This window comes from Mesorhizobium sp. B2-4-12, from assembly GCF_006441575.1.
GTDB lineage: Bacteria > Pseudomonadota > Alphaproteobacteria > Rhizobiales > Rhizobiaceae > Mesorhizobium.
Genome location: NZ_VFVC01000001.1, coordinates 1 through 15,951 on the forward strand (window position 1 = coordinate 1; position 15,951 = coordinate 15,951).

The 15,951-nt window shown below is 63.4% G+C and carries 15 protein-coding genes and 1 pseudogene; 1 reads left to right on the forward strand and 15 read right to left on the reverse strand.

Features of this window, described 5'->3' with window-relative positions; all coding sequences use genetic code 11:
- Positions 1 to 252: 252 nt before the first annotated feature.
- The 5 genes from FJ934_RS00005 to FJ934_RS00025 form a co-directional block, all read right to left on the reverse strand.
- Positions 253 to 471: a DUF3329 domain-containing protein gene (locus tag FJ934_RS00005; protein WP_140606613.1), complete on the reverse strand. Its 219-nt coding sequence runs from the start codon at positions 469 to 471 to the stop codon at positions 253 to 255.
- A gap of 42 nt (positions 472 to 513) precedes the next feature.
- On the reverse strand, positions 514 to 1,431 hold the full coding sequence (iolE, locus tag FJ934_RS00010) for a myo-inosose-2 dehydratase (RefSeq protein WP_140606614.1): 918 nt from the start codon (positions 1,429 to 1,431) through the stop codon (positions 514 to 516).
- Positions 1,432 to 1,602: 171 nt separating this feature from the next.
- Entirely contained in the window at positions 1,603 to 3,453 is a 1,851-nt protein-coding gene (gene iolD, locus FJ934_RS00015; RefSeq protein ID WP_140606615.1) for a 3D-(3,5/4)-trihydroxycyclohexane-1,2-dione acylhydrolase (decyclizing), read from the reverse strand.
- Between the two features lie 34 nt (positions 3,454 to 3,487).
- Positions 3,488 to 5,422 (reverse strand): 5-dehydro-2-deoxygluconokinase, encoded by a 1,935-nt coding sequence (gene iolC / locus FJ934_RS00020; RefSeq protein ID WP_140606616.1) that lies wholly within the window; start codon positions 5,420 to 5,422, stop codon positions 3,488 to 3,490.
- A gap of 223 nt (positions 5,423 to 5,645) precedes the next feature.
- Complete coding sequence (locus tag FJ934_RS00025) at positions 5,646 to 6,491, reverse strand: MurR/RpiR family transcriptional regulator (RefSeq protein ID WP_181165466.1); 846 nt, start codon at positions 6,489 to 6,491, stop codon at positions 5,646 to 5,648.
- 155 nt (positions 6,492 to 6,646) lie between these two features.
- Between FJ934_RS00025 and FJ934_RS00030 the strand changes: the two genes are divergently transcribed.
- Complete coding sequence (locus tag FJ934_RS00030) at positions 6,647 to 7,756, forward strand: Gfo/Idh/MocA family oxidoreductase (protein WP_140606618.1); 1,110 nt, start codon at positions 6,647 to 6,649, stop codon at positions 7,754 to 7,756.
- 299 nt (positions 7,757 to 8,055) lie between these two features.
- On the opposite strand, the pseudogene FJ934_RS28255 reads toward FJ934_RS00030, so the two are convergent.
- The 10 genes and pseudogenes from FJ934_RS28255 to FJ934_RS00080 all read right to left on the reverse strand — a co-directional run.
- Positions 8,056 to 8,346 (reverse strand): annotated as a pseudogene (locus tag FJ934_RS28255) (WYL domain-containing protein); the annotation flags it as partial.
- Positions 8,347 to 8,443: 97 nt separating this feature from the next.
- Positions 8,444 to 9,535: a 3-deoxy-7-phosphoheptulonate synthase gene (locus FJ934_RS00040; RefSeq protein WP_140606619.1), complete on the reverse strand. Its 1,092-nt coding sequence runs from the start codon at positions 9,533 to 9,535 to the stop codon at positions 8,444 to 8,446.
- Positions 9,536 to 9,755: 220 nt separating this feature from the next.
- Positions 9,756 to 9,992 (reverse strand): hypothetical protein, encoded by a 237-nt coding sequence (locus FJ934_RS00045; protein ID WP_140606620.1) that lies wholly within the window; start codon positions 9,990 to 9,992, stop codon positions 9,756 to 9,758.
- Between the two features lie 26 nt (positions 9,993 to 10,018).
- Complete coding sequence (locus tag FJ934_RS00050; RefSeq protein WP_140606621.1) at positions 10,019 to 10,441, reverse strand: type II toxin-antitoxin system VapC family toxin; 423 nt, start codon at positions 10,439 to 10,441, stop codon at positions 10,019 to 10,021.
- Positions 10,438 to 10,701 (reverse strand): type II toxin-antitoxin system Phd/YefM family antitoxin, encoded by a 264-nt coding sequence (locus FJ934_RS00055; protein WP_140606622.1) that lies wholly within the window; start codon positions 10,699 to 10,701, stop codon positions 10,438 to 10,440. The genes FJ934_RS00050 and FJ934_RS00055 overlap by 4 nt, the downstream gene beginning before the upstream one ends.
- A 128-nt stretch (positions 10,702 to 10,829) precedes the next feature.
- The gene (locus tag FJ934_RS00060) at positions 10,830 to 11,624 is read right to left on the reverse strand and encodes an SDR family oxidoreductase (RefSeq protein ID WP_140606623.1); all 795 of its coding nucleotides are present in this window, start codon (positions 11,622 to 11,624) and stop codon (positions 10,830 to 10,832) included.
- 33 nt (positions 11,625 to 11,657) lie between these two features.
- Positions 11,658 to 12,653: an inositol 2-dehydrogenase gene (gene iolG, locus FJ934_RS00065; RefSeq protein WP_140606624.1), complete on the reverse strand. Its 996-nt coding sequence runs from the start codon at positions 12,651 to 12,653 to the stop codon at positions 11,658 to 11,660.
- A gap of 115 nt (positions 12,654 to 12,768) precedes the next feature.
- Positions 12,769 to 13,536: an ATP-binding cassette domain-containing protein gene (locus FJ934_RS00070; RefSeq protein WP_140606625.1), complete on the reverse strand. Its 768-nt coding sequence runs from the start codon at positions 13,534 to 13,536 to the stop codon at positions 12,769 to 12,771.
- Between the two features lie 2 nt (positions 13,537 to 13,538).
- A complete protein-coding gene (locus FJ934_RS00075; protein ID WP_140606626.1) occupies positions 13,539 to 14,615 on the reverse strand; it encodes an ABC transporter permease in 1,077 nt (358 codons plus the stop codon).
- Positions 14,616 to 14,719: 104 nt separating this feature from the next.
- Positions 14,720 to 15,661, reverse strand: a complete 942-nt coding sequence (locus tag FJ934_RS00080; RefSeq protein WP_140606627.1) for a sugar ABC transporter substrate-binding protein — start codon at positions 15,659 to 15,661, stop codon at positions 14,720 to 14,722.
- Positions 15,662 to 15,951: the final 290 nt, after the last annotated feature.

The following is a 15,951-nucleotide window of genomic DNA, read 5'->3' on the forward strand; positions in this document are numbered from 1 at the left end:
AACTTCGTCATCCTAGGGCGCAGCAAGGAGCGTAGCGACGCAGCGCAGACCCTAGGATCCATGCCAAGACTTTGAAGCTGGTGTGACGGTGCAGAATTCCGCTCCGCTGTGCCCTTCGGCCGAGGTAACGGCATGGATCCCAGGGTCTCCGCGACGGAGCTTCGCTCCTGCTTCGCCCTAGGATGACGAAGTTGGAAGGGCGCCGGCCGAAGATTTGCGAAGGCCAAGCTAATCGCCAACGCATAGGATCAGTCACTCCTTCGCTTCGGGCTCGGCCGTTGCCTTGCTCTCGTCGGCCGGCTTGTAGAGGTAAAAAAACTGCCAGACGCCATAGCCGGCAAAGCCGAGCGCGATGACGCCCCAGAACGGCGTGCCGGTGGCGAACTCGATGACCGACCAGAGGACGCAGACCGCGACGACGGCGACGCGCCGCCAAAGTGGTCGGAAGAAGGGATGTTCGGAATCTTTCATCAGCCCAATCTATAGCAACCCGCCTCGCAGGGAACCCTCGCGTCAGGCATGCGGAAAACCTTGCGTTTCGACCGTGTAGCCGGCGGCCGTCATCACCCGCATCAGTTCCTTGTGGCCGACCTGCGCCATCCTGAGCGGCGGGTTCTTTTTCGGATCCTGCTCGGCCTCCACCACGAACCAGCCCTCATAACCATGATCGGCGAAGCGCTGCACGATGGCGCCGAAATCCAGCGAGCCATCGCCCGGCACCGTGAAGGCGCCGAGCGCCACGGCGTCGAGGAAGGATTGCTTCGTACGGTCGAGCTTGTCGATCACGCCCATGCGCACATCCTTCACGTGGACATGGTTGATGCGCCTGTGGTGGTTGTCGATGGCGCGCAGCACATCGCCGCCGGCAAAGGCCAGATGGCCGGCATCGAGCAGCAGCGGAATGCCTTCGCCGGAATGGCGCATGAAGGCGTCGAGCTCCGGCTCGGTCTCGACCACCGCCGCCATATGATGGTGGTAGGACAGCGGCATGCCTTGTTCGGCACACCATTCGCCGAACTCGGTCAGGCGCCGGCCATACGCCTTCATCTCGTCGCTGGTGAGTTTCGGCTTGGTGGCAAGCGGCTTGGAACGGTCGCCCTGGATCGAGCGGCCGACCTCGCCATAGACGATGCAGGGCGCATTGACCGCCTTGAACAGGTCGATCATCGGCTGGATGCGATCCTTGTTCTTGGCCATGTCCTCATCGACCAGCGTGCCCGAGAACCAGCCGCCGCACAGCGTCACGTCGGCCGCCTTCAGGATCGGCAGCATGACAGCGGGATCGTTGGGAAAACGCCGGCCCATCTCCATGCCGGTGAAGCCAGCCGAACGCGACTGGCGCAGGCACTCCTCCAGCGACACATCATCGCTGAGTTCGGCAAGATCGTCGTTCCACCATGCAATGGGGGACATGCCCAGTTTGGCTTTCAAGTCGTCACTCCAGTTTCAAAACAGCTCATTCTTTGGCCGTCAGTGCCGCCCCTCATCCGCCTGCCGGCACCTTCTCCCCGTATAGGGACGGGTAAGGGGCTGATCACGACGCTGGCGACCCCTCTCCCCGTTCTTATGGGGAGAGGGTAAGGGTGAGGGGCGGCGCTGACATTAGTCACCGACACTCTGCATCTGCCGCTTCTCGTCATAGGCCTTGCGTGCCGCGTTCACTTGTGGCCGCGCGGAGACTTCCGGCACCGCCACGTCCCACCAGTGGCCGCCGGCATCGGTCGAGACCAGCGGGTCGGTGTCGATGACCAGCACGGTGGTGCGGTCGTTTGTCTTCGCCTTCCGCAGCGCGTTTTCCAGCTCGGCGATCGACGGCACCTTATCGGCAATCGCCCCCATGCTCGCCGCATGCGCGGCAAAGTCGACATCGGGCAGGATCTCGTGGCGCGAGTCTTTCAGCAGATTGTTGAAGTTGGCGCCGCCGGTTGCCATCTGCAGCCGGTTGATGCAGCCGAAACCCCTGTTGTCGAGCAGCACGATGGTCAGCTTCAAACCGAGCATCACCGAGGTGGCGATCTCGGAATTGAGCATCAGGTAGGAGCCGTCGCCGATCATGACGACGACCTCTTCGTCCGGCTTCGCCATCTTGGCGCCAAGCCCGCCGGCTATCTCGTAGCCCATGGTCGAGAAGCCGTATTCGGCATGGTAGGAGCCGGGCGTGCCGGCCTGCCAGAGCTTGTGCAGTTCTCCCGGCAGGCCGCCGGCCGCATGCAGCAGGGTCACGCCGGAGCCCATGGCCCGCTGCACGGCGCCGATCACCTGCGCGTCGGAGGGGAAAGCGACGTTGGTCGACGCCGTCACCTTGGCCGCGTCGGACTGCCAGATCTTCTTGCCCTTGGCCGCATTCTCGGTCCAGACGGCGGGCGCCTTCCAGCCCTTCAGCGCGGCGCCGAGTTCGGCGAGACCCTCGGCCGCATCGGCGACCAGCGGCAGCGCGCGGTGCTTGCCGGCATCGAAAGGCTGCACGTTGAGCCCGATGATGGTCTTGCCGGAGTTCTTGAACAGCGCCCAAGAGCCGGTGGTGAAATCCTGCAGCCGCGTGCCGATGGCCAGCACCACATCGGCTTCCTCAGCCAGCCGGTTGGCGGCCGAAGTGCCGGTGACGCCGACCGCCGCCATATTGAGCGGATGACCGTCCGGCAGCGAGGACTTGCCGCCTTGCGTCTCGCAGACCGGAATGCCGGCACCCCCGGCGAATCTGGCCAACTCATCCGATGCCTGCGAATAGAGGACGCCGCCACCGGCGATGATCAGCGGCTTCTTCGCGCCCTTGAGTGTTGCGACGGCCGCGGCAAGCTCGCCGCGATCCGGACGCGGCCGGCGCTGATGCCAGACCCGTTCGACGAAGAAGCTATCCGGATAGTCATAGGCCTCGGCCTGCACATCCTGGCACAGCGACAGCGTCACCGGCCCGCAATCGGCCGGATCGGTCAGCACCTGCATCGCGCGGCTCAACGCCGGGATGATCTGCTCTGGCCGCGTGATGCGGTCGAAATAGCGCGAGACCGGACGGAAACAGTCGTTGACGGTCGCGGTGCCGTCGGAAAAATCCTCGGCCTGCTGCAGCACCGGATCGGGAATGCGGTTGGCGAAGACATCGCCAGGCAGGAACAGAACCGGCAAGCGGTTGACATGGGCGAGTGCGGCCGCCGTCACCATGTTGAGCGCGCCCGGCCCGATCGAAGAGGTCGCGGCCATGAAGCGGCGGCGGAAATTGGCCTTGGCATAAGCGATCGCCGCATGCGCCATCGCCTGTTCGTTGTGGGCGCGAAAAGTCGGCAAGTCGTCGCGCACCTGGTAGAGCGCCTCGCCGATGCCGGCGACATTGCCATGGCCGAAGATCGCCCAGACACCGCCGAAGATCGGCATTTTTTTTCCGTCGATCTCGGTCATCTGGTGGGACAGGAAGCGGGTCAACGCCTGCGCCATCGTCAGGCGGATTGTCTTGCTCATGGTCTTTTCCTTCGCAGTCCTTGTGCCGCGCCTGTTATGCTGCCTTGCGGCCGCGCGCGGCAAGCCACGCTTCGGTCAGTTGCTCGAAGCGCGACGCCATGTCGGCGACGGCCTCGTCATCGGACATCCTGCCGGCGAGCCACTCTTCGGCGGCGTGGACGAAGATTGTGCGGCCAACGGCAAAACCCTTGACGATCGGCGCCTTGGCCGTGGCGGCGAAAGCGGCTTCCAGCTCGTCCTGCGGCGCCTCGAGCCCAAGCAGCACGATGCCCCGGCACCAGGGATCATGTTTCAGGATGACAGCCTCGATCCTGGCCCAGGCGCCGGCCGAGGCCTGCGGCTCGAGCTTCCACCAGTCAGGCTTGATACCGAGCGCGTAAAGCTCCTCCAACGCGCGCGGGATGGTCGTGTCGTCGAGCTTGCCGTGCTTCCCGGCAATGATTTCGACCAGCAATTCGCGGCCGACCTTGCGCGCGGCCTCGAATAGCGCGCGCAGCTTCTGCTGTTGTTCTTCCTTCAAGGCCGCCGGATCGTCGGGATGGTAGAAGCACAGGCACTTGATGCAGTGATCGACAGGCCATTCGGCAAGCTGCGAGCCGATGTCCTGCGAGAACTCGAAGCGCAGCGGCCGCGATCCCGGCAGTTCCACCGGGCGTCCAAGCCAGGCGAAGGGATGGCGGGCGAATTCGAACATCGCCTCGCGGCCATGTTTCTCGTCGATCAGCATGCCGTAGCCGTCGCGGCCGGCGGCAACCTTCGCCGCCGCCTTGACGGCCAGCACCTTGAAATCGCGGATGCGCGCAGGATCGGCGCCGGCCTTGGCCGCGACGTCCTCGAGCTGCACGCGATGGTCGCAGGCGAGCGCCATCAGCGAAGGGATCTCGCGCCGGCGCGTGGTCGCCCAATGGATGTGGTTGATCGCCTCGTCCTTGCGCAGAGCCCGGTGCCTGCTGCCGTTCTTCAGAAAGAACTGCAGCTCCTCGAAGGTTGGATATTCCGGTGCGCAAAGCAGCCGCGAAACGGCGAAGGCGCCGCAGGCATTGGCCCAGGTCGCCGCTGTTTCCAGGTTTTCGCCGCCGAGCCAGCCGCGCAGCAAGCCGGACATGAAGGCGTCGCCTGCGCCCAGCACATTGTAGATCTCGATCGGGAAACCCTTGCCGACGACGCCGTCCTCGAGATCGTCGCTGATCGGCCCGTCATAGACGATGCAGCCCATGGCGCCGCGCTTGAGCACGATGGTGGCGGAGGACAGTGAGCGGATCGTCTTCAGCGCGCTCAGGCAGTCGTCGGCGCCAGAGGCGATCATGATCTCTTCCTCAGTGCCGACGATGAGGTCGCAATCGGGCAGCACCGTCTTCAACTGGGCCGAGACCCGGTCCGACTTCACATAGCGCTCGAAGCCCTCGGCATGGCCGGCGAGGCCCCATAAATTCGGGCGATAGTCGATGTCGAAGACAACCTTGCCGCCCTTGGCCTTCATGATGCGGATCGCCTTGCGCTGGGCGGCGTCGCTGTTGGGGCGCGAAAAATGCGTGCCGGTGACCACTATCGAGCGCGCCGAGGCGATGAAAGCCTCGTCGATGTCTTCCGGCGCCAACGCCATGTCGGCGCAGTCGGTGCGGTAGAAGATCATCGGCGAAACGCCTTCGCTCTCGACCGAGAGCAGCACCAGGGCGGTCAGCCGTTCCTTGTCGGTCTTCAGACCGTCGACGTTGACGCCTTCGCGCTTGAGCTGTTCGCGGATGAAGCGGCCCATCTGCTCGTCGCCGACGCGCGTCAGCAGCGCCGAACGCAGGCCGAGCCTCGCCGTGCCGACCGAAATGTTGGCCGGGCAGCCGCCGACCGACTTGGCGAACGAAGTGATGTCTTCCAGCCGCGAGCCGATCTGCTGGCCATAGAGGTCGACGGAAGCACGACCGATGGTGATGACGTCGAGCGGCGCCTGTTTCGCGTCCACGGCTTCGCTCATTGGAACCTCCCGTCGGGCTTGTTGTCATGGACAACATTGTTTGGATAACACGCGCGAGCGGCAGCGTGGCGCCGGCAATATGAAATAATAATTCCAATCCATAGTCAATATGGAATGAGCATTCCCGTACTGAAAACTGCGCGGCCATGATCCCGGACCGAAGGCGGGAAGCGATGGGCGGTGTCCGATTTCCGGTCTCGCCCAAGCCTTCTCGGGGTCAAATTCAGGTTCTTCGCTTGCGGCTTGCGTCGCGCCGCTTCTCGCCGACCCCGACGGTCAGAGCCATGGCCAGCGCCATCGTTGCCGACAGCGAGCGGAAGCCAGCGAAGTCCGCCTCGGCAACCTCGAACCAGACCCTGGCGAACTGGGCAAGCGGCGAAAAAGAGCTGTCGGTGATGGCGACGATCGGCACGCCCTGTTCCGAAATGCTGCGTGCTTCCTCGATTGTGGCCGGTGCGTAGGGCGAGAAGCTGATGGCGATGACGGCGTCCGCCGGCGTCGCGAAGCCGACCATCTCGGCGTTCAGGCCGGCGGCCGATTCGATCAGCTGGTTGCGGATCTTCAGCTTGCCCAGCGCGTAGGCGATGTAGGTCGCCACCGGGTAGGAGCGCCGCTTGGCCAGTACATAGATGGTCTGCGCCTTCGCCAGCAAGGAAATAGCGTCTTCCAGATGCGCGTCGTCCAGCGTGCGCGAAATATCGTTGAGCGAGGTGCTGGCGGCGGCGACGAAGCCGTCGAAGATCGCCCGGTGGCCGGCGCCGGCGTCAGCCTTGGCCCGCAGCGCCTGCAACCGCTCGTCATAGGAAGAATTGCGCTCGCGCAGCCGCTCGCGAAACACCTGCTGCAGGCTGGTGAAGCCGTCGAAGCCGAGCTGCTGGGCGAAACGGATCAGGGTCGAAGGCTGCACGCCGGCCGAGGCGGCGATGCTTGCAGCGGTGCCGAAGGCGATGTCGTCCGGATTGTCGAGCGCATAGGCGGCGATCTGGGCGATGCGCTTGGGCAGGTTCTCGCGCCGATCCAGGATAGTGGCGCGCAGCGTCTCGAAGTCGCGAGGTACCAGTTCGTCCATCGTCGGCCCGTTCAAGCTCATCCGTGAAGCGTCCTCTCTGCCTCATCATAGCGAGCTTGTGCAAGAACGCCATAAAAAATGAGGCAGACATTCCATTCCCGAAGAAAATGGATTAATTCATCCAATCGGCGCTTCAAGCAGTGGAGAAATCGCGGATGGTCGGCGTAGGTCTTATCGGCACGGGCTTCATGGGCAAATGCCACGCCATCGCGTGGAGCGCTGTCGGCGCAGTCTTTCCCGACGTTGCCAAGCCGCGGCTGGTCCATCTCGGCGAGGTCAACGAGGATCTCGCCAGGCGCAAGGCCGACGAGTTCGGCTTCGCCAAGGCGTCCGGCGACTGGCGCGCCGTGATCAACGACCCGGAGGTCGATATCGTCTCGCTGACCACGCCCAACCAGTTCCATCCGGAAATGGCCATCGCCATCCTCGAAGCCGGCAAGCATCTGTGGTGCGAAAAGCCGATGGCGCCGAACTTTGCCGAAGCCGAGGCGATGGCCGCCGCGGCCAAGAAATCAGGCAAGGTCGCGGCCCTTGGCTACAACTACATCCAGAGCCCGGCCATCCGCCACATCGGCGCGCTGCTCGAGGAAAAGATCATCGGCGAGGTCAACTATCTGCGTATCGAGATGGACGAGGATTTCATGGCCGATCCCGAGGCGCTGTTCTTCTGGAAGCACGAGGCCGCTTCCGGCTATGGCGCGCTCGACGATTTCGCCGTGCATCCGCTGTCGCTGGTCTCGGCCCTGTTCGGCCGCGTCGCCAGCGTCATCTGCGACATGGCCAAGCCCTATGCCGACCGCAAGCTGGCGGCCGGCGGGCGCCGCGCGGTCGAAACCTACGACATCGCCAGCGTGCTGATGCATCTGGAAAACGGCATTGCCGGCACGCTCCAGGTCAACCGCTCAGCCTGGGGCCGCAAGGGCCGCATCGCCGTCCAGATTTTTGGCTCCAAGGGCTCGATACTCTTCGATCAGGAGCGGATGAACGAATTCCAGCTTTACCTCACATCGGACCGCCCGACCGAACAGGGTTATCGCACCATCCTGGTGGCGCCGCACCACAAGCCGTACGACGCCTTTGTGCCGGCGCCCGGTCATGGCCTCGGCTTCAACGATCTCAAGATCATCGAGTGCCGCGAATTGTTGACGCGGCTCGCCGGCAAGCCGGCGCGGCTCATCGAATTCGCGCAAGGCCTGGAGATCGAGCGCACCGTGCACGCCATGGCGCGCTCGTTCGAGGAGAAGCGCTGGGTCGATGTGCGGTAGCGGCGGCTTGGCAGGATCGAGCGCTATCCAGCGGGGAACACATATGATGCCACGCCCGCTGCTAGCTTTAACGTCGGCGCCGTCCCTCATTGCCCTGCCGGGCCTTCGCCACGGATTTCGCCAGTTTCCCGCACCGCAGGGCAAGCGCCAAGGCCGAAACCGCTCCCTTCTCCCCGTCACTACACGGGGAGAAGATGCCGGCAGGCAGATGAGGGGCAGCGCCGACATTTCAAATCAATCAGTTGGTGCTGATCGCTGGGCACACCGGTCGGTGCTACTCGCGAACGGCGGCAAACGTCTCAGTTACCAGCGGTGGTATTCGTCTCCCACCCGTTCACCCAGACCTGCCGCAAGCCGTCGCCTTCGCCTTTGAACCACGGCTCGGTCGGGGCATCCTCGATGCGATCGTTGCGGAATTGCAGATCGCCTGGCGGAGTTCACACCAGGCGACGATGTTGGCGGTTTCAGCGTAGGAGTTGAGCGGGGTCGGGCGGATCAGGCGCCTGCAGGCGCGGTCAGGCTTGTCGGCCGAGCTTCTGCTCGTTGAGGATTGCGCGGCGCACCGGCGCCAGGTCGGTCGCTCCGGCCGAGGTGCCGCGAAACCCAGGCATTGCAAGGCTGAAGGCGGCCTGAGACCGGTCCGAATCCGGAGACCGCCGCCCTTCCATACAGACATGGCCTGCCAGATCACGCGGCTCCCTGCCGGCTCTCCATCATCGCGCGCCGTGCCGATCGGCGCCACTCGACGGCGCCGGCAAGGCCGTGCAGCACGGTCTCGGTGGTCGCCCAGTCGATGCAGCCATCGGTGATGCTCTGGCCATAGACGAGCGGCTTGCCGGCCACCACATCCTGCCGACCGGCGACGAGATTGCTCTCGATCATGACGCCGATGATGCGCTCGTCGCCTGCCGCCACCTGGCCCGCCACGTCAGCCGCCACTTTGGGCTGGTTCTCGGGCTTCTTGGCTGAGTTGGCGTGGCTGACATCGATCATCAGCCGCGGCGCGACACCAATGCGGGCGAGTTCCGCGGCGGCGGCCGCGACGCTCGCAGCGTCATAGTTGGGTTGAACGCCTCCCCGCAGGATAACGTGGCAATCCTCATTGCCGCTGGTCGCCGCTATGGCGCTGCGGCCGCCCTTGGTCACCGCCATGAAATGATGCGGCTGCGCGGCCGATTTCACCGCCTCGGCGGCGATCCGCAGATTGCCGTCGGTGCCGTTCTTGAAGCCGACGGGGCAGGACAGGCCCGAGGCCAGTTCGCGATGGATCTGGCTTTCTGTCGTGCGGGCGCCGATGGCGCCCCAGGCGACGAGGTCGGCGATATATTGCGGGATGGTCATGTCGAGGAATTCGGTCGCCGCCGGCAGGCCGAGATTGTTGACGGCCGACAGCACGTTGCGCGCCATGCGCAAGCCCTTTTCGATGTTGAAGCTGCCGTCGAGGTCCGGATCGTTGATCAGCCCCTTCCAGCCGACGGTCGTGCGCGGCTTCTCGAAATAGACGCGCATGACGATCTCGAGCCGGTCGGCCAGGGCTTCGCGCAGCGCCGCCAGACGGCTGGCATAGTCAACGGCGGCGACCGGATCGTGGATGGAACAAGGGCCGACGATGACAACAAGTCGATCGTCGGCCCCTGTGAGGATGGAATGGACGGCGTTGCGTGCCGTGGCCACGGTGCGCGTCGCCGTCAGCGTGCGCGGTATCTCGCCCATCACCTCGTCCGGCGTGCTCAGTGTCCTGATTTCGGTGACCCGAAGGTCGTCTGTGGTGGTCAACACGGCTTTCTGCTCCTGGTTGGGAGACCTGCCGGCTGAAACAAAAAAGCCGCCAGGTCTGGCGGCTTGTCGGATGTTTGATCTGCAATCTTCAGATCGAGCGCAATCCTCCCGCCGCCAGCGAGCTGCTAAAGTACCAATACGTGGCGGTCAGGTTGATCATGCGGGTCATATAGTCGATGCTGGGCTGTTTGTCACGTACCGCTGAGACTGATGAATTGTCTCAGTCTGTAATGTGCTCTTGGCCCTGGGGAAACCAGATGCCACGCCGAAGCCAGTTGGCCACCATATTGGGCACGACGTGATTCTGGTCGAGATCGTCCATGTCCTTGACGATGTCGATGCCAATGACCTGTTTGGACGGAAAGGCGAGCGCGAAGAGTTGGAGCGCATCGGCTTCCGATCGCGCGGTGACGCCGACACCAAGATGACCGTCTATCGTGATCCAGTATGGATGCATCGGGACCTTTTCTCGTCACGAGCGGTTCATGGAGTCCAGGGATCGAATAGTTCGATCCCGAAGCCTTCGAAGTCCTTGACATTGCGTGTTGCCAAAGCGAGCTTCTGCGCGATCGCGGTGGCTGCGATCAGGCCGTCCATTGACGACAAACCGCGACCGCGGCGCTTGGCAAGGCCCATCAGATCGCCCCAGGCCAAGGCGACCGGTTCGTGCACCGGCAAAACCCTCTGCTCGAAGCGCTGCGGCAGGTCCCGAGCGAGCCATTCGGCCAAGACCTCGCGCTTGCGGCCCTCATCCATAAGGGCGACGCCGCGCCGGATTTCGGCGATCGAAACCACGCTGATGAATGAACGGTCCTCGTCCAGCCCGTCCAGCCACTCCAGAACGGATGCGTCCGGCGACGGCCTCGTCACCTCGGACAGGACATTCGTATCAAGCAGCAGCTTCACAGCGGCAGATCACGCGGTTCGTCGCGTTGACGTTCAAGGTCGAGATCGGCGCCGCGCAGCGGCGAGTCCAGCAGGAACTCCGCAAGCGTACCCTTACGCGCCGTCTTGCGCCGCCATTCCTCGGCCGAGACGACAACCACGCTTGGTTTGCCGTTTCTGGTGATCGTCTGCGGCGAAGATTGCGCGCGCTCGATAACTTCCGATAGCCGGGCTTTTGCCCCGGCGACCGTCCAGTTCGTGTCTTTCTTGGGTTCTGGCATTTTAATCCCATGACTAGTCTGACTATGTTGACTATATGGGAATGCCTATGCTCCGGCAACAGGGCTTTTGAGACGCGGCCATGATGGCCCGGACAAACGGCCGAGCTCTGCTGGACGTAGTGGTGCCGTTACTCCCCAACAACGCCGGCTATGTTCTGGTCGTAGTCGACCAGCGAGCCGGTCATGACGCCGGCCTGCGGGCTCAGCATATAGGTGATCAGCCGGGCAAGCTGGGCCGGCTTCACCAACTGGCCCATCGGCTGCGCGGCCTCGGCCTTCTCCAGCCAGTCGTCCGGCGCGTCGTGCCATTTTTTCTGCACGATCGCCTCACCTTCGGTGTCCATCCAGCCGGGCAGCACGGCGTTGCAGCGGATGCGGTTCTTCCGGTAGGAGCTGGCGACATTCTTGGTCAGCGTCATCAGCGCGCCCTTGCTGGTCGAATAGGGCGTCAGGAACGACTGGCCGGCATGCGCCGACATCGACAGCACGTTGACGATCGAGCCCGGCGCCTTGCGTTCCAGCAGATGTGCGACCAGCCCCTGCATGAGGAAGAAGGGTCCCCGCACGTTGGTGTCGAATATCTGGTCGAAAAGCTCCTCTGAAGTCTCGACCAGCGAACCGCGCGCCGATGTGGCGGCGGCGTTGACCAGCGCGTTGATTGTGCCGAAATGCGAAATCGCGGTCGCCACCGCGCGCTTGCAGTCCGCCACTTTCGCAACGTCGGCGCTGATGAAGATGGCGTCGACGCCGGATTTCTTGAGGCTGGCGACGGCCTTGTCCCCCTTCTCCTGCGAGCGGCCGATGAGTGCCAGCGCCCGGCAGCCCTCATCGGCAAGCGCCTCCGCGACAGCGAAGCCAATGCCTTGCGCGCCGCCGGTGACGATGGCGCGTGTTTCTGAATTGCGATCGGCGAATGCGCTCATCGCTCTGCTCCTGTTTTCTTGGGTCGATTTCCGTTACTTGTCGAGACGGACGGTCTTGCCTGACGTCGCCGATTTCAGCGCCGCATCGGCGAGCCTCAAGGCCACAAGCCCATCCGCTCCGCTCGGAGCCGCTTTCTTGCCCGATGTCGCAGCGGTGATGAAGGCTGCAATCTCATTGGCATAGGCGTCGAGATAGCGCGTCATGAAGAAGTCGTGCAGCGGCGGGCGGGTATAGCCCTTGTCGTTGGCCAGTTCGATCGACACCGGCCGCTGGTTCTCGGCCGCGACCATGCCCTTCGAACCATGCACCTCGATGCGCTGGTCGTAGCCATAGGTGGCGCGGCGCGAGTTGGAGATGATGGCCTGCTTGCCGGAAGCCGTCTCGAGGATGACGCTGACCGAGTCGAAATCGCCGGCCTCGCCGATTTTCTTGTCCACGAGCACCGAGGCGTGGGCGCTGACCGCAACAGGCTCCTCGCCGAGCAGGAAGCGCGCCATGTCGAAATCGTGGATGGTCATGTCGCGGAAAATGCCGCCCGAGCGCTTGATGTAATCGATGGGCGGTGCACCGGGGTCACGCGAGGTGATCGTGACCATCTCGACGGTGCCGATGGCGCCGTCGTCGATCGCCTTGCGCACGGCGGCGAAGTGAGGATCGAACCGCCTGTTGAAGCCGACCATCAGCGTCGCCTTGGCCTTGTCCACCACGGCCAGGCACTTCTCCACCCGTTTGGCGTCCAGATCGATCGGCTTCTCGCAGAAGATCGCCTTGCCGGCCTTGGCGAAGCGCTCGATCAGGTCGGCATGGGTGTCGGTCGGCGTGCAGATGACGATGGCGTCGATATCGCCGGATTTTTCGATGGCATCGATGGTGCGCACCTCCGCGCCATAGGCGGTCGCCAATTCCGTCGCCGCCTTCTCGAAGGCATCGGCGACGGCAACCAGTTTGGCCTGTGGATTGGAGCCGACCGCGCGGGCGTGGACCTTGCCGATGCGGCCGGCACCGAGGAGGGCGAAGCGGAGAGTCATGGATATTTCCTCTGGGGATGGTTCGAAGCAGGGGCGCCTGTCACGGGCGCAGGGTGATTTTTGCGGTCCGGATATATCGACAGGGAGGCGATGACCGCCGCCTCCGCGCCCGGCCCTAGGCCGCGAGTTCGGCTTCCCCGGTCTTGGCGCCGGTGATGTAGGACACGATGTCCTGGCCGTCGGTGTTCTCCTTGCGCAGATTGGCCACGATGCGGCCGCGCCGGAACACGACGATGCGGTCGCAAAGGTCGAACACCTGGCGCATATTGTGGCTGATCAGGATCAGCGGCTCGCCATTGTCCTTCAGCGTCCGGATGATGTTTTCGACCTGCGCCGTCTCCTGCACGCCAAGGGCCGCCGTCGGCTCGTCCATGATGATCAGCTTGGAAGCGAAAGTCGCTGTCCTGGCGATCGCCACGCACTGGCGCTGGCCGCCCGACATGTGGCGGATGGTGTTGGAGAGGTTGGGTATTTTCACCGCGGTGCGAACCAGAGCCGCCTCGGTCGCCTTGCGCATATATTTGCGGTCGAGGATCGAGAATGGCCCGAGGTTGAACAGCACCCTCTCGCGGCCGAGGAACAGGTTCGATGGCACGTCGAGGTCGTCGGCCAGCGCCAGGTTCTGGAATACGGTCTCGATGCCCGCCTCGCGTGCCGCGATGGGACCCGTAAAATTCACTTCCTTGCCGTCGAACCAGATCTTGCCGCTGGTGCGCTGTTCGACCGCCGTGATCTGGCGCACGAAGGTCGACTTGCCGGCGCCATTGTCGCCCATGATGGCGACATGTTCGCCCTTGCGCAGCTCGAAGTTCGCGCCCTCGAGCGCATGCACGCCGCCATAGCGCTTGGTCAGGTTTTCGGTCTTCAGGACGATGTCTGACATGGTCAAGCCCTCAATGCACGCATACGTTGGCGCCACTGGTCGAGAACGACCGCTCCGACGATGATCACGCCCTTGACCATCTCCTGATAGTAGGCGTCGAGGCGCAGGAAGGTGAAGCCGGAGATGATGACGCCGAAGATCAGCGATCCGATCACCGTGCCGACGATGGAACCGCGCCCGCCCGACAGCGAAACGCCGCCGATGACCGCCATGGCGATGGCGTCGAGTTCATACATCACGCCCATGCCGGACTGGGCGGTGAGGTTCTTGGAGGAGAGCACCACGGCGGCGAGCGAGGCCAGGATCCCGGCAATGACATAGACCAGGATCTTGTGATTGGCGATCTTGATGCCGGACATGCGCGCGGCGTCCTCGTTGGAGCCGATGGCGTAACAATGCTTGCCGTATCTCGTGTAGGTCAAGATGAGCTGGAACAGGATCGCCAGCGAGATGAAGATGATGACCGGCATCAAGCCCTTGCCGATTGCCGCGAAACTGTCGGTCGGAAACGAGATCGGCTGGCCCTTGGACCACCATTTGGCAATGCCGCGCGCCGTCACCATCATGCCGAGCGTGGCGATGAAGGGCGGAATGCGCGTGTAGGCGATCAAGGCGCCGTTGACCAGGCCGGCAAGCAGGCCGCAGCCGATCGCCACCAGCACCGGCACGATGACCGGCAGGTCGGTCCAGCCCTCCGCGAGGAACATCGCCTTGGGATTGGGGTTGCCGTTGACGGTCGCCACCTGGGCGAAGCTCATGGCGATCATTGCGGTGGCGCCGACGATCGAGCCCGAGGACAGGTCGATGCCGCCTGTTATGATCACCTGCGTGACGCCGATGGCGATGATGCCGACGATCGACACTTGCAGGATGATGATCTGCAGGCGCGCCTCGTTGAAGATGCCGCTGACGTCGCTGCGCGTGTTGAACAGGAAGCTGTCGCCGAGAAAGATCCGGCCGATCGCCTCGAAGATGACGACGAGAATGACGAGCGCCAGGAAAACGTTGAATTCGGCCGGCCATGTGCGCTTCTTCGCGTCATAGCTGAGCCCGCCGACGCCATGAGATGTCTGTGCCAATCCTCTATCCTCCGTCAGCCACGGCCGTCCTCGCGTCTTTCAGACGCTGAGAAAGAGAGCGGCGCTACCTTTAGCGTGGGAGCGCCGCTCCGTATGTCCGCCGCTCAGTTCTTCTTCAGGAACTTGTCGATGTTGGCCGGTGTAACCAGCTGGAACGGGACGTAGACCTTGTGCTCCACCTTCTCGCCCTTGGCGAGCTTCAGCGCCGCGTCCAGCGCGCCAGCGCCCTGGCCGGCAGCGTCCTGGAACACGGTCACGGCAAGGTCGCCCGCCTGCATCGCCACAAGCGCGTCCTGGGTGGCGTCGACGCCGCCGACGATCACGGTTTTCATGTCGATGTTGCCGGCCTTCATCGCCTGGATGGCACCGATGGCGCTTTCGTCGTTGTTGGCGATGACGCCATCGAACTTCTTGCCGGTCGACAGCCAGTTGGTCATCAGGTTCTGGGCCTGGTCGCGATCCCAGTTCGACGTCTGCTTGTCGATGATCTTGATGAAGTTGCACTCCGGCGTGGCGATGACTTCCTCGATGTCCTTGGTACGCTGCACGGCGGCCTGGTTGGAAAGCTCGCCCATGATCACATAGACATTGGCTTCCTTCTTGCCGGCTGCCTTGAACAGGCGGCAGACTTCCTTGGTTTCCAGCGTGCCGGAATCGGCTTCGTTCGAAGCGACGAAGGCCTGGTTGTCCGGCAGCGTGTTCACATTGACCGGCTCGCGATTGACATAGACCAGCGGGACCTTGGCGGCCGCCGCGGCGTCCGACATCGCCTGGGTGGCCGAGGTGTCGACCGGGTTGACGATGATGGCGTCGACGCCCGAGGCGGCGAAGTTCTTGATCTGGTCGAGCTGCTTGGCGACGTCGTTCTGCGCGTCCTCGACCTGCAGTTCGACACCGCTCATGCCCTTGGCCTGCGCGATCATGCCGTTGCGCAACACGGTCAGGAAATTGTCGTCGAACTTGGCCATCGATACGCCGATCTTGGCGGCCATGGCGGATGAACTCATCAGCGCCGCGAAGGCGACGCCCAAAAGCAGTTTCTTCATTGTGTTTCTCCTCCACTTTTGGTGTCCGGTTGCACCGATCTATCCGGAATCCCCGATCTCCCCGGGGAATCTCTCCCTGATATCGTTTCGTTCCGCAGGGCGTTCCCCTGCACGGGCTGGAACGCCAAACCTCCGTTTGAAACAGATGTTCCGGAACGAAAGAACCAAAATGCGCAGTTGGTGAAATATTTATTCCATTTCGTATCGAGGCGTCAAGGGCGATTCCAAATCCGGACGCGGGATTTTGATGTCGATGCGGGAAAGCCATCTGGCAAGCGGTCGGCCGCGCG